Origin of the sequence: Pantoea sp. BJ2, assembly GCF_040255075.1 — a bacterium.
Taxonomy (GTDB): Bacteria; Pseudomonadota; Gammaproteobacteria; order Enterobacterales; family Enterobacteriaceae; genus Pantoea; species Pantoea leporis.
Map to the genome: position 1 here is coordinate 882439 of NZ_CP158292.1, position 13904 is coordinate 896342.

Genomic DNA, 13904 nt, shown 5'->3' on the forward strand with positions numbered 1-13904 from the left:
GTGAAAAAGTTGTTCTGTGCTGCTGCTCTGGGTGTTGCATTAGCTGCTTCTGCGGGTGCCCAAGCGGCTGATAAAGTTGCCGTCGTTAACCTGAGCCAGGTTTTCCAGCAGTCTCCGCAGCGTGCCGCTGTTGCTAAACAGCTTGAAGGTGAATTCCAGAGCCGCGCCTCTGACCTCCAGTCTCAGCAGCAGAAGATCCAGCAAGAAATTCAGGATCTGCAGCGTAATGCATCGACCATGAAAGCGAGCGACCGCACCAAGAAAGAGAAGCAAATTTCTTCTGAGCGTGCTGCCTTTGAACAAAAAGCACAGGCTTTTGACAAAGACAACCAAACTCGTCAGATGCAGGAGCGTAACAAGCTGCTGGCTAAAATCCAGACCGCTGTTCAGTCTGTAGCGAAAAGCGAAGGTTACGATCTGGTTCTGGACTCTCAGGCCGTGCTGTACTCTTCTTCTGATGCTAAAGACATCACTGCTGACGTTGTAAAACAGGTTAAATAATTGATGTCATCAATTCGACTGGCTGATTTAGCCCAGCAGTTGGATGCAGAATTGCACGGAGATGGCGATATCGTCATCTCCGGCATTGCTTCTATGCAATCCGCCACAACTGGCCAAATCACTTTTCTTGCAAACAGCCGCTACCGCGAGCAGCTCGCTACTATCCAGGCTTCAGCCGTGGTGCTGACGGAAGCGGATCTGGAGTGGTGTAAAACGGCCGCCCTGGTGGTGAAAAATCCTTACCTGACTTATGCCCGCATGGCACAACTGCTGGACACAACGCCGCAGCCCGCGCAGAATATCGCGCCCAGCGCGGTGATCGCTGCAACGGCTAAGCTGGGTAACAACGTTTCGGTAGGCGCAAATGCGGTGATCGAGTCTGGCGTAGAGCTGGGTGACGACGTCGTTATTGGCGCAGGATGTTTTGTTGGTAAGCAGACGCGTATCGGTCGCGGCTCACGTTTGTGGGCTAACGTCACGATTTATCACGAAATTCAGATTGGTCAGGATTGTCTGATTCAGTCCGGCACCGTCATTGGTGCTGATGGTTTCGGGTATGCTAACGATCGCGGCAATTGGGTGAAAATCCCGCAGCTGGGTACCGTCGTGATTGGTGATCGGGTTGAAATTGGTGCCTGTACTACCATCGATCGCGGCGCGCTGGATAACACTCTGATCGGCAATGGTGTTATCATAGATAACCAGTGTCAGATTGCGCACAACGTCGTGATTGGTGATAACACCGCTGTTGCGGGTGGTGTGATCATGGCGGGTAGTCTGAAGATTGGACGTTACTGTATGATTGGCGGCGCCAGCGTCATTAACGGCCATATGGAAATCTGTGACAAAGTGACCGTAACGGGCATGGGCATGGTAATGCGCCCGATCACAGAGCCAGGCGTATATTCGTCGGGTATTCCACTGCAACCGAACAAAACCTGGCGTAAAACAGCAGCGCTGGTGATGAACATCGATGAAATAAGCAAACGCTTAAAAGCCATCGAACGTAAGGTCGGTAAAGACGACTAAACGCATCCCACGCTACTTGCTTTCATAACAAGAAGTGTACTTTCTTCCACCTTCGGTAACCCGAGAATGGCAGCAGGTATCGTAAGAAAGCGAAACGCCCCGAACTAATTTGCGGCCTGCGGAAGATCATTTTGATCGGTGCAGGCCGTGTTATTGATGCCATCAGATTTTTAGGACAGGAAGAGTATTTTGACTACTGAAACGCATACTCTGAAAATTGAAGAGATTTTAGAACTGCTGCCACACCGCTATCCTTTCTTGCTGGTTGATCGCGTGCTGGATTTTGAAGAGCATAAATATCTGCGCGCGGTGAAGAACGTTTCTGTTAACGAACCGTTTTTCCAGGGACATTTCCCTGGTAAGCCGATTTTCCCAGGCGTTCTGATCCTGGAAGCGATGGCGCAAGCGACCGGTATTCTGGCGTTCAAAAGCGTTGGGAAACTGGAACCAGGCGAACTCTATTACTTCGCTGGTATCGATGAAGCCCGTTTCAAACGTCCGGTTGTGCCGGGCGATCAGATGATCATGGAAGTGACCTTCGAGAAAACCCGTCGTGGTCTGACGCGCTTTAAAGGCGTGGCGACCGTGGACGGCAAAATTGTCTGTGAAGCGACCATGATGTGTGCCCGTAGCCGGGAGGCATAATAAGTGATTGATTCAACCGCTAATATCCATCCCAGTTCTGTCATTGAAGAGGGTGCCGTCATCGGCGCCAATGTTCATATCGGCCCGTTCTGCTTTATCGGCGCTAATGTGGAAATTGGTGAAGGAACCGTACTCAAATCGCACGTGGTGGTGAACGGCCACACGCGTATAGGCAAAGACAATCAGATCTACCAGTTCGCTTCCATCGGTGAAGTGAATCAGGACCTGAAATATGCGGGCGAACCGACGCGCGTTGAAATTGGCGATCGTAACCGCATCCGCGAGAGCGTCACCATTCATCGTGGCACCACACAGGGCGGCAATGTGACCAAGGTCGGCAGCGATAACCTGCTGATGGTGAATGCTCACATCGCGCATGACTGCGTGATCGGTAATCGCTGCATCTTTGCTAACAATGCCACGCTGGGCGGTCACGTCACCGTTGATGATTTTGCGATTATCGGCGGCATGACGGCGGTACATCAGTGGTGCACCATTGGTGCTCACGTGATGGTTGGCGGTTGTTCAGGCGTCGCGCAGGATGTGCCGCCTTATGTCATTGCGCAGGGCAACCACGCAACGCCATACGGTATCAACATCGAAGGTCTGAAGCGTCGCGGCTTTAGCAAAGAAGCGCTGCATGCCATTCGCAACGCGTACAAACTGCTGTACCGCAGCGGCAAAACGCTGGATGAAGTGAAACCAGAGATTGAAGAGCTGGCGAAACAACACAGCGAAGTGCAGCCTTTCTATGACTTCTTTGCCCGTTCAACGCGTGGATTGATTCGTTAATCCATGTCAGCGCGTCCCCTAACGATTGCCCTGGTCGCCGGAGAAACCTCCGGCGATATTCTTGGTGCAGGTCTCATCCGTGCGTTAAAAGCGCGCCATCCTGATACGCGCTTTGTTGGCGTGGCCGGTCCGCTGATGCAGGCCGAAGGCTGCGAAGCCTGGTATGAGATGGAAGAGCTGGCGGTGATGGGCATCGTCGAAGTGCTGGGACGCCTGCGGCGTCTGCTGAAAATTCGTCGTGACCTGACGCAGCGCTTCACCGAACTCAAGCCGGATGTGTTCGTGGGGATTGATGCGCCGGATTTCAACGTTACGCTGGAAGGTCGCCTCAAGCGCGCGGGCATTCGCACCATTCATTACGTCAGCCCTTCGGTTTGGGCATGGCGTCAAAAGCGCGTTTTCAAAATCGGCCGCAACACCAATCTGGTGCTGGCATTCCTGCCGTTTGAAAAAGCGTTTTACGATCGCTTTAACGTGCCGTGCCGCTTTATCGGCCACACCATGGCTGATGCGATGCCGCTGCAGCCCGATAAGCTGGCGGCGCGCCGCGAGTTAGGCATTGCTGACGAGGCGATTTGCCTTGGCTTGTTGCCGGGCAGTCGCGGTGCCGAAGTGGAAATGCTCAGCGCCGATTTCCTGCGCGCCGCGCAGCTGCTGCGTCAGCGCTATCCCACGCTGGAAATCGTGGTGCCGCTGGTGAACGCCAAACGCCGCGAGCAGTTTGAGCAGATCAAAGCGCAAGTTGCGCCAGAACTGCCGATGCATTTGCTGGATGGCAAAGGCCGTCAGGCGATGCTGGCCAGCGATGCCGCTATTCTTGCGTCTGGCACCGCCGCGCTGGAGTGCATGCTGGCGAAATGCCCGATGGTGGTCGGTTATCGCATGAAGCCGTCGACCTTCTGGCTGGCAAAACGTCTGGTAAAAACGCCGTACGTTTCCTTGCCAAATCTGCTGGCCGGTCGCGAGCTGGTGAAAGAGTTGCTGCAGGACGAATGCCAGCCTGACGCGCTCGCCGCGGCGCTGGAGCCGTTACTGCACGCGGGCCCGGAGCGCGAAGCGCTACTGAAAACCTTCACCGAACTGCATCAACAGATTCGCTGGAATGCCGATGAGCAGGCGGCGGATGCGGTACTGGAGATTATCAATGGCTGAATTTATCTATCCCAACGCGCAGCGGATTGCTGGCGTTGATGAAGTAGGGCGCGGCCCGCTGGTTGGCGCCGTGGTCACGGCGGCGGTGATCCTCGATCCCGCCAACCCGATAGCAGGACTGGCCGACTCGAAAAAGCTCTCCGAGAAGCGTCGTCTGGCGCTGTATGACGAGATCAAAGAGAAGGCGCTGGCCTGGAGCCTTGGTCGTGCCGAGCCAGAGGAGATCGATCAGCTCAATATTCTGCACGCTACCATGCTGGCGATGCAGCGCGCGGTCGCGGGTTTGCAAATTGTACCGGACTTCGTACTGATTGATGGTAACCGTTGCCCGGCGCTGCCGATGCCCTCGCAGGCGGTGGTGAAGGGTGATAGCCTGGTGCAAGCGATCAGTGCTGCCTCGATCATCGCCAAAGTCACGCGCGATCGTGAAATGGCCGAACTGGATCTGCTGTTCCCGCAATATGGCTTTGCGCAACACAAAGGCTACCCAACCGCGCTGCACATGGAAAAGCTGACGCAGCACGGCGCCACACCTCATCATCGTCGCAGCTTTGCGCCGGTGCGTAACGCCTTGATTGATGCCGATGTGCTGGCAGCCCGCCAGCCAACTACGCTTTAATAGCCTGACGCTGTTTTAACCGGAAACTGATATGGCTGAACCTCGTTTTATACATCTGCGCGTCCACAGTGATTACTCCATGGTTGATGGTCTGGCGAAAACCGGACCCTTAGTCAAGAAGGCGGCTGCGCTGGGCATGCCGGCGATTGCTATTACCGATTACATCAACCTGTGCGGGCTGGTGCGTTTTTACGGCAGCGCGCACGGCGCGGGGATCAAGCCGATTATTGGTGCTGACTTCCAGGTTGCCAGCGAATTGATGGGCGATGAGCTGACACAGTTAACGCTGCTGGCGGCCAATAACACCGGTTATCAAAACCTGACCTTGCTGATTTCACGTGCATATCAGCGCGGTTACGGCATTGCGGGCCCAATCATTGATCGCGACTGGCTGCTGGAGCTGGGCGAAGGCCTGATTCTGCTGTCTGGCGGACGTCGCGGCGACGTGGGCCGCAGTCTGCTGCGCGGTAATAGCGCGATGGTAGCGCAGTGTTTGAGCTTTTATCAGGAACACTTCCCGAATCGTTATTACCTGGAATTGATGCGCACCGGTCGCGCCGATGAAGAAGCGTATCTGCATGCCGCCGTCGAGCTGGCGGTGGCCGAAGGCATTCCCGTCGTTGCCACCAACGAAGTGTGCTTCCTGAATGAAGAAGATTTTGATGCGCATGAAATCCGCGTCGCAATTCATGACGGCTATACGCTGGACGATCCCAAGCGTCCACGCAACTACAGTCCTCAGCAATATATGCGCAGTGAAGAGGAGATGTGCGAGCTGTTCTCGGACATTCCGGAAGCGCTGGAAAATAGCGTAGAGATTGCTAAGCGCTGTAACGTGACGGTGCGCCTCGGCGAATATTTCCTGCCGCAGTTCCCCACCGGTGACATGAGCACTGAAGACTTCCTCGTGGCGAAGTCACGTGAAGGCCTGGAAGAGCGTATGGAATTCCTCTTCCCGGATCCGGCGGTGCGCGCAGAAAAACGCGTGGAATATGATGAACGTCTGGAGATTGAACTCACTGTTATCAACCAGATGGGCTTCCCGGGCTACTTCCTGATCGTGATGGAGTTTATTCAGTGGTCGAAGGACAACGGCATTCCCGTCGGCCCAGGCCGCGGTTCGGGTGCCGGTTCATTGGTGGCGTATGCGCTGAAAATCACCGATATCGATCCGCTGGAGTTTGACCTGCTGTTCGAACGTTTCCTGAACCCGGAACGTGTGTCGATGCCTGACTTTGACGTTGACTTCTGCATGGAGAAGCGCGATCAGGTGATCGATCACGTGGCCGATATGTATGGACGCGATGCGGTATCGCAGATCATCACCTTCGGTACCATGGCGGCGAAAGCGGTCATCCGCGATGTGGGACGCGTACTCGGTCATCCGTACGGTTTTGTTGATCGTATCTCGAAACTGATCCCGCCGGATCCGGGCATGACGCTGGAGAAAGCCTTCCTGGCTGAACCGCAGCTGCCGGAGATCTACGAGGCTGATGAAGAGGTGAAAGCGCTGATCGACATGGCGCGCAAACTGGAAGGTGTCACGCGTAACGCCGGTAAACATGCCGGTGGTGTGGTGATCTCGCCGACCAAAATCACCGATTTTGCGCCGCTGTACTGCGATGAAAACGGGCAATTCCCGGTTACCCAGTTTGATAAGAATGACGTGGAATATGCCGGGCTGGTGAAGTTTGACTTCCTTGGCCTGCGTACGCTTACCATCATCGACTGGGCGCTGAAGATGATTAACCCGCGCCGTGAAAAGCAGGGTTTGCCACCGATTGATATCGCCGCCATTCCGCTGGATGACAAGAAAAGCTTTGATATGCTGCAGCGCTCGGAAACCACGGCGGTGTTCCAGCTTGAATCGCGCGGCATGAAAGATCTGATCAAACGTCTGAAGCCTGACTGCTTCGAAGATATGATCGCACTGGTTGCGCTATTCCGTCCGGGACCGCTGCAATCGGGCATGGTAGATAACTTCATTGACCGTAAGCACGGTCGCGAAGAGATCTCTTATCCGGATATTCAGTGGCAGCACGAAACCCTGAAGCCGGTGCTGGAGCCGACCTACGGCATCATTCTGTATCAGGAACAGGTGATGCAGATTGCGCAGGTGCTGTCTGGCTACACGCTGGGCGGCGCGGACATGCTGCGTCGTGCGATGGGTAAAAAGAAACCCGAAGAGATGGCGAAGCAGCGTTCGGTGTTCCGGGACGGCGCGGAGAAGATGGGCGTCGACGGTGAGCTGTCGATGAAAATCTTCGATCTGGTAGAAAAATTTGCCGGTTATGGCTTTAACAAGTCGCACTCCGCCGCTTACGCGCTGGTTTCCTATCAAACCCTGTGGCTGAAAGCGCACTATCCGGCAGAGTTTATGGCGGCCGTAATGACCGCTGATATGGATAACACCGAGAAAGTGGTTGGCCTGGTCGACGAATGCTGGCGCATGGGCCTCAAAGTGTTGCCGCCAGACATCAACTCCGGTTTGTATCCGTTCCACGTCAATGACGAAGGCGAGATCGTTTACGGCATCGGCGCGATCAAAGGCGTGGGTGAGGGCCCGATCGAAGCGATCATTGATGCGCGTAATGAAGGCGGCTACTTCAAAGAGTTGTTTGATCTCTGTGCGCGCACCGACACCAAAAAGATCAACCGTCGCGTAATGGAAAAACTGATCATGTCGGGCGCATTCGATCGTCTCGGCCCGCATCGCGCGGCTTTGATGAGTGCACTCGGCGATGCATTAAAAGCGGCCGATCAGCATGCTAAAGCCGAAGCCATCGGCCAGGCCGATATGTTTGGCGTGCTGGCCGAAGAGCCAGAGCAGGTAGAGAAATCCTACGCCAGCATCACGCCGTGGCCGGAACAAATTCAACTGGATGGCGAACGAGAGACTTTGGGTCTCTATCTTACCGGACATCCGATTAACCAGTATTTGAAAGAAATTGAGCGTTACGTCGGCGGCATGCGGCTGAAAGACATGCATCCGACAGATCGTGGTAAAGTAACCGTCGCGGCGGGGCTGGTGATTGCCGCCCGTGTGATGGTCACTAAACGCGGCAACCGAATTGGTATTTGTACCATTGACGATCGTTCTGGTCGTCTTGAAGTGATGTTATTTACCGATGCGTTAGATAAATACCAGCAGTTGCTGGAGAAGGACCGTATCCTGATCGTCAGTGGACAGGTCAGCTTTGATGACTTTAGCGGTGGCCTTAAAATGACCGCTCGAGAAGTGATGGACATCGACGAAGCGCGGGAAAAATACGCGCGCGGACTTGCTATCTCGCTGACGGACAGGCAAATTGATGACCAGCTTTTAAACCGTCTCCGCCAGTCTCTGGAGCCTCATCGTTCCGGGACCATTCCGGTGCATCTCTACTATCAGAGAGCCGATGCGCGAGCGAAGCTACGCTTTGGTGCAGCGTGGCGTATTTCGCCCAGCGATCGTTTACTCAACGATTTGCGGTCGTTAGTAGGATCGGAGCAGGTGGAACTGGAGTTTGACTAAAACAGGAACATTATGAGTCTTAATTACCTGGATTTTGAACAGCCAATCGCAGAGCTTGAAGCGAAAATCGACTCGTTAAAATCGATTGGCCGTTCGGATGAGAAACACGATATTAATTTGGATGAGGAAGTGCAGCGTTTACGCGAAAAAAGCGTTGAGCTGACCCGTAAAATCTTCTCCGATTTAGGCGCATGGCAAGTGGCGCAACTCGCGCGTCATCCGCTGCGTCCTTATACACTGGACTATATCCGCAACGCGTTTGATGATTTCGACGAACTGGCTGGCGATCGTGCTTATGCCGATGATAAAGCGATTGTCGGCGGTATTGCCCGTCTTGACGGTCGTCCTGTGATGATCATTGGTCATCAGAAAGGTCGCGAAACCAAAGAGAAAATTCGTCGTAACTTCGGTATGCCGGCACCAGAAGGCTATCGCAAAGCGCTGCGTCTGATGGAAATGGCTGAACGCTTTAAGATGCCGCTGATCACCTTCATCGATACGCCGGGAGCTTATCCGGGCGTGGGTGCAGAAGAGCGCGGTCAGTCAGAAGCGATCGCACGCAACCTGCGTGAAATGTCTGGTCTGAAAATTCCGGTAATTTGTACCGTAATCGGCGAAGGCGGTTCCGGTGGTGCGCTGGCAATCGGCGTGGGTGATAAAGTCAACATGCTGCAGTACAGCACCTATTCGGTGATTTCACCGGAAGGTTGTGCGTCGATCCTGTGGAAAAGCGCCGATAAAGCTCCGCTGGCTGCGGAAGCGATGGGTATCACAGCTGAGCGTCTGAAAGAGCTGAAGCTGATCGATTCCATCATTCCTGAGCCGCTGGGCGGTGCGCATCGTCAACCGGTAGATATGGCGGCTTCGCTTAAGCAGCAACTGCTGGCCGATCTGGCCGATCTCGATGTGCTGAGCACCGAAGAGTTGCTCAACCGTCGCTATCAGCGCCTGATGAACTACGGCTACGCTTGATACATCAGAGCTAAGCAAGAAGCGGACCCCGGTCCGCTTTTTTTATGTCGAACGAACACCATTCTGATCAGCCATCCGTAGGGTAACCATCCATGGCTACCTGGTTCGACGATTTCGCTGTGACTCCGGTGCAAGGTCCAGAAAAGACCAGCCCGATCGCAAAGAATAACTGCATCCATGCAGATCGGCCTCGCCATCCATGGCTCGGACGCTTTGCTCTTCGGGCTGCTCTTTCCTGTCCCCTTTGGCTTGATCGTGGCTTTTCTGGTGCATTAGCATTCGGTTGCAATCACTCAACAGCAGAGCATTCCAGGTTTATCCCCGCGCGCTTTTCGCTATCCTTATTCAGTGCCACAACACCACAGGAGGTGAGCATTGAATATTATTGCGATCATGGGACCGCACGGCGCTTTCTACAAAGATGAGCCTATTCGCGAACTGGATGCTGCCCTCAAGCTGCAAGGCTTCCAAACCGTTTACCCCAATAATGCCAGCGACCTGCTGAAGTTGATTGAACACAATCCGCGTATCTGCGGTGTGATTTTTGACTGGGACGATTACAGTCTGGCGCTGTGTAGCGACATCAATCAGCTTAATGAATATCTGCCGCTCTATGCCTTCATCAACACCCATTCGCAGATGGATGTCAGCATCAACGAGATGCGCATGGCGCTGCACTTCTTCGAGTATGCCCTGAGCGCTGCCGATGACATCGCGCTGCATATTCGTCAGTACACCGATGAGTACATCGATAACATCACGCCGCCGCTAACTAAAGCGTTGTTCACCTACGTCAAAGAGGGCAAATACACCTTCTGCACGCCGGGTCACATGGGCGGCAGCGCCTTCCAGAAAAGCCCGGTGGGCAGCCTGTTTTATGACTTCTTTGGCTCGAACACCTTAAAAGCGGATGTCTCGATCTCGGTCACGGAATTGGGTTCATTGCTCGATCACACCGGCCCGCATCTGGAAGCGGAGGAGTACGTTGCGCGCACCTTTGGCGCTGAGCAAAGCTACATGGTGACTAACGGCACCTCGACCTCGAACAAAATCGTCGGCATGTATGCGGCTCCATCGGGCAGCACGGTGCTGATTGACCGCAACTGCCATAAATCGCTGACCCATTTGCTGATGATGAGCGACATCATCCCAATCTGGCTCAAACCGACGCGCAACGCGCTGGGCATTCTGGGCGGCATTCCGCAGCGCGAGTTTACGCGTGACAGCATCCAGCAAAAGGTCAACGCCACGCCGCGCGCTAGCTGGCCAGTGCATGCGGTGATCACCAACTCAACCTACGATGGCCTGCTGTACAACACGCAGTTCATCAAACAGACGCTGGATGTGCCATCGATCCACTTTGATTCTGCGTGGGTGCCGTACACCAATTTCCATCCGATCTATGCCGGTAAAAGCGGCATGAGCGGCGATCGTACTCCCGGCAAAGTGATTTATGAAACGCAATCGACGCACAAACTGTTAGCGGCGTTCTCGCAGGCTTCGCTGATTCACATCAAAGGCGATTACGACGAGCACACCTTCAACGAAGCCTACATGATGCACACCACCACCTCGCCAAGCTACGCGATTGTCTCGTCGATTGAAACCGCGGCGGCGATGCTGCGCGGCAATCCGGGTAAGCGACTGATCAACCGCTCGGTTGAACGTGCGCTGCATTTCCGTCGTGAGATTCAACGCTTGCGGGAAGAGTCTGACGGCTGGTTCTTTGATATCTGGCAGCCAGAGCAGGTCGATCAGGCCGAATGCTGGCCGATCCAGCCGGGCGAGGAGGATTGGCACGGTTTCACCCATGCCGATCGCGATCATATGTATCTCGATCCGATCAAAGTCACCATTCTGACGCCGGGCATGAGCGAGCTGGGTAACATGGCGGAAGAGGGCATTCCAGCCGCGCTGGTGGCGAAGTTCCTCGATCAGCGCGGCATCGTGGTGGAGAAAACCGGGCCGTACAATCTGCTGTTCCTGTTCAGCATCGGCATCGATAAAACCAAAGCGATGAGCGTGCTGCGTGGGCTGACGGAGTTTAAGCGCGCATACGATCTCAACCTGCGGGTGAAAAATATGCTGCCGGATCTCTACGCTGAAGATCCCGACTTCTACCGCAACATGCGCATTCAAACGCTGGCGCAGGGTATTCATCAATTGATCCTGCAACATGATCTGCCGCGACTGATGTTGAAAGCGTTCGACGTACTGCCGGAGATGAAGATGACGCCGCATCAGGCATTTCAGCGCCAGGTAAAAGGTCAGGTGGAAACGGTGGATATTCGCGAGCTGGTGGGGCGCATTTCCGCCAACATGATTCTGCCGTATCCGCCTGGCGTGCCGGTGGTGATGCCGGGCGAGATGATCACCGAAGAGAGCCGTTCCGTACTCGATTTTCTGCTGATGCTATGCACCATCGGCCGGCACTATCCCGGCTTCGAGACCGGCATTCACGGTGCGACGTTGACGGACGATGGGCGTTATCTGGTGCGCGTATTGCGTGAAGATGACGAAGGCTAACTTAGGACAATCACCTCTTTTCATGGCCGCATTTGCCACGTAGTGTAAGCGGCTTGTGTGAAAACCGGAGTCGCTATGCTGCAGATTAAACAGATCCATCACATCGCCATTATTGCCACCGATTATCAGCGCAGTAAGGCGTTTTATTGTGATGTGCTGGGCTTTGAATTGTTGGGTGAATATTACCGCGCCGAGCGTGACTCGTGGAAAGGCGATCTTGGCCTGAACGGGGTTTATACCATCGAACTGTTCTCTTTCCCCTCGCCGCCGCCACGCGTTAGTGGACCGGAAGCCTGCGGCCTGCGTCATCTGGCGTTTTGCGTTGAGGATGTTGAGCAGTCTATAGCGGCGCTGGCGGAGAAGGGCGTGACGTGTGAGCCGATTCGTATCGATGCGTTAACCGGTAAAGCCTGCACCTTCTTCCCCGATCCGGATGGTTTGCCGCTGGAGCTGTATCAGGCGTAAACTAGCGTCCGCCGCGAGCCGCAATTCGGTGGCTCGCCCGGACGGAACGCGCTCATGTCTTTATCTCATCTTGCTTCGCTGCTGACACCCGACGCTGGCTATGTGCTGGCGTTCAGCGGCGGACTTGATTCCACCGTGCTACTGCATCAATTGGTCTGCTGGCAACGTCAGCAGCCAGCGCTACGCGTGCGCGCGTTACACGTCCATCATGGTCTTAGCCCGAATGCCGATAGCTGGGCGCTGCATTGCCAGCAAGTTTGCCAGCAGTGGCAGATTCCCTGTGAAGTGCTGCATGTGCAGGTTGATGGCCGCGCCAACGGCATTGAAGCGGCTGCCCGCGAAGCACGCTATCAGGCGCTGTTTCAGCATCTGCAACCCGGTGAACACTTACTTACCGCTCAGCACCGTGACGATCAGGCGGAAACGCTGCTGCTGGCGTTAAAACGCGGCAGCGGACCGGCGGGTTTGGCCGCGATGCCGCTGCAGCGCAGGGTGGGTGAACATTGGCATCTGCGTCCGTTGCTCGACGTTAGCCGTCAGCAGCTGGAAAACTATGCTGCCGAGCACCAGTTGCACTGGATTGAAGATGAAAGCAACGCCGATAGCCGCTATGACCGCAACTTCCTGCGTCAGCAGATTCTGCCGCAGCTGCAGGCGCGCTGGCCGCATTTCAGTGCCGCCAGTGCACGCAGCGCCGCGCTCTGTGGCGAGCAGGAGCAACTGCTTGACGAGTTGCTGGCGGAACAGCTGGCGCAGCTTAGCGATGCGCAGGGCGCGCTGCACTTCCCGCCGTTAATGAACATGAGCGAAGCGCGGCGTCATGCGCTTTTACGCCGCTGGATTGCTCAACAGGGCGGCGCGATGCCTTCGCGCGAGGCATTGAAACGCATCACCGATGAAGTCATCAACAGCCGTGAAGACGCCAAACCTTGCTTGCGTTTCGGCGCTTTTGAGCTGCGCCGCTATCGCCAGCAACTCTATTGGTTACCGCCGCAGCCTTCACTTAGTCAGCACTTGCTAACCTGGCAAGACAGCACGCAGCCGCTTAATTTACCCGCTGGTTTAGGTTCGCTGCACGCGAATGCGTGGATTGCCGAGCTACGCCAGCCTGCAGCGGATGAAGCGATCACGATCCGCTTTCAGGCGCAGGGTTATTATCATATACAGGGGCGCGCAGGTGGCCGCGAGATGAAGAAGCTGTGGCAAGAGCTGGGCGTTGCGCCCTGGCAGCGCGAACGTATTCCGTTGATTTATTTTAACCAGACGTTAATTAGCGCGCCGGGGCTGTTTATTACCCGCGAAGGCGCAGCCAGCAACGAGCAAGGCTGGCAGGCGGTCTGGTCACCACAACAATAAAATGGAGAGCAATGATGAAACTTTTGACGGCCGCGGCGTTATTCGCTGCGGCGCTGCCGGCGTTGGCCGATGGCGATGTGAATGCGGGTGCGCAAAAAGCGGCAAGCTGTATGGCGTGTCACGGTGCGGAGGGCAAAAGCGCGGTGCCGCTCTATCCCAATCTGGCCGGGCAACATGCGCCTTATCTGCTGCATTCACTGCAAGCCTATAAAAAAGGCGAGCGGAGCGGCGGCCAGGCGGAAGTGATGAAAGCGTTTGTAGCGGGATTGAGCGATCAGGATATGGCAGATTTATCGGCGTATTACAGTTCGTTAAAACCTTGAGCGAGGTGGG

General features: G+C 55.2%; 12 protein-coding genes. All 12 read left to right on the forward strand.

Annotation, left to right across the window (positions count from 1 at the left end):
- Positions 1 to 501: an OmpH family outer membrane protein gene (locus AAF463_RS03870; RefSeq protein ID WP_007893920.1), complete on the forward strand. Its 501-nt coding sequence runs from the start codon at positions 1 to 3 to the stop codon at positions 499 to 501.
- 3 nt (positions 502 to 504) lie between these two features.
- On the forward strand, positions 505 to 1530 hold the full coding sequence (gene lpxD, locus AAF463_RS03875) for a UDP-3-O-(3-hydroxymyristoyl)glucosamine N-acyltransferase (protein ID WP_101762043.1): 1026 nt from the start codon (positions 505 to 507) through the stop codon (positions 1528 to 1530).
- 189 nt (positions 1531 to 1719) lie between these two features.
- On the forward strand, positions 1720 to 2175 hold the full coding sequence (gene fabZ, locus AAF463_RS03880; RefSeq protein ID WP_007893924.1) for a 3-hydroxyacyl-ACP dehydratase FabZ: 456 nt from the start codon (positions 1720 to 1722) through the stop codon (positions 2173 to 2175).
- A gap of 3 nt (positions 2176 to 2178) precedes the next feature.
- Positions 2179 to 2967, forward strand: a complete 789-nt coding sequence (lpxA, locus tag AAF463_RS03885) for an acyl-ACP--UDP-N-acetylglucosamine O-acyltransferase (RefSeq protein ID WP_101762042.1) — start codon at positions 2179 to 2181, stop codon at positions 2965 to 2967.
- Between the two features lie 3 nt (positions 2968 to 2970).
- The gene (lpxB, locus tag AAF463_RS03890; protein WP_350261558.1) at positions 2971 to 4119 is read left to right on the forward strand and encodes a lipid-A-disaccharide synthase; all 1149 of its coding nucleotides are present in this window, start codon (positions 2971 to 2973) and stop codon (positions 4117 to 4119) included.
- The gene (gene rnhB, locus AAF463_RS03895) at positions 4112 to 4738 is read left to right on the forward strand and encodes a ribonuclease HII (protein ID WP_110867575.1); all 627 of its coding nucleotides are present in this window, start codon (positions 4112 to 4114) and stop codon (positions 4736 to 4738) included. The genes lpxB and rnhB overlap by 8 nt, the downstream gene beginning before the upstream one ends.
- A 31-nt stretch (positions 4739 to 4769) precedes the next feature.
- On the forward strand, positions 4770 to 8252 hold the full coding sequence (dnaE, locus tag AAF463_RS03900) for a DNA polymerase III subunit alpha (protein WP_101762039.1): 3483 nt from the start codon (positions 4770 to 4772) through the stop codon (positions 8250 to 8252).
- 12 nt (positions 8253 to 8264) lie between these two features.
- Positions 8265 to 9224: an acetyl-CoA carboxylase carboxyl transferase subunit alpha gene (accA, locus tag AAF463_RS03905; RefSeq protein WP_101762038.1), complete on the forward strand. Its 960-nt coding sequence runs from the start codon at positions 8265 to 8267 to the stop codon at positions 9222 to 9224.
- A gap of 375 nt (positions 9225 to 9599) precedes the next feature.
- Complete coding sequence (locus AAF463_RS03910; RefSeq protein WP_350261559.1) at positions 9600 to 11750, forward strand: lysine decarboxylase LdcC; 2151 nt, start codon at positions 9600 to 9602, stop codon at positions 11748 to 11750.
- Positions 11751 to 11825: 75 nt separating this feature from the next.
- Positions 11826 to 12215 carry a VOC family protein gene (locus tag AAF463_RS03915; protein ID WP_008108470.1) on the forward strand — a complete coding sequence of 130 codons (390 nt, stop codon included), beginning with the start codon at positions 11826 to 11828 and terminating at the stop codon, positions 12213 to 12215.
- A gap of 54 nt (positions 12216 to 12269) precedes the next feature.
- Positions 12270 to 13571 carry a tRNA lysidine(34) synthetase TilS gene (gene tilS, locus AAF463_RS03920; protein ID WP_350261560.1) on the forward strand — a complete coding sequence of 434 codons (1302 nt, stop codon included), beginning with the start codon at positions 12270 to 12272 and terminating at the stop codon, positions 13569 to 13571.
- Between the two features lie 14 nt (positions 13572 to 13585).
- On the forward strand, positions 13586 to 13894 hold the full coding sequence (locus AAF463_RS03925; protein ID WP_217549331.1) for a cytochrome c: 309 nt from the start codon (positions 13586 to 13588) through the stop codon (positions 13892 to 13894).
- Positions 13895 to 13904 lie beyond the last annotated feature (10 nt).

Coding starts and splice junctions, on each gene's coding strand:
- lpxD (WP_101762043.1), top strand. CDS start 505: ATGTCATCAATTCGACTGGCTGATTTAGCCCAGCAGTTGGATGCAGAA.
- lpxB (WP_350261558.1), top strand. CDS start 2,971: ATGTCAGCGCGTCCCCTAACGATTGCCCTGGTCGCCGGAGAAACCTCC.
- rnhB (WP_110867575.1), top strand. CDS start 4,112: ATGGCTGAATTTATCTATCCCAACGCGCAGCGGATTGCTGGCGTTGAT.
- dnaE (WP_101762039.1), top strand. CDS start 4,770: ATGGCTGAACCTCGTTTTATACATCTGCGCGTCCACAGTGATTACTCC.
- accA (WP_101762038.1), top strand. CDS start 8,265: ATGAGTCTTAATTACCTGGATTTTGAACAGCCAATCGCAGAGCTTGAA.
- AAF463_RS03915 (WP_008108470.1), top strand. CDS start 11,826: ATGCTGCAGATTAAACAGATCCATCACATCGCCATTATTGCCACCGAT.
- tilS (WP_350261560.1), top strand. CDS start 12,270: ATGTCTTTATCTCATCTTGCTTCGCTGCTGACACCCGACGCTGGCTAT.
- AAF463_RS03925 (WP_217549331.1), top strand. CDS start 13,586: ATGAAACTTTTGACGGCCGCGGCGTTATTCGCTGCGGCGCTGCCGGCG.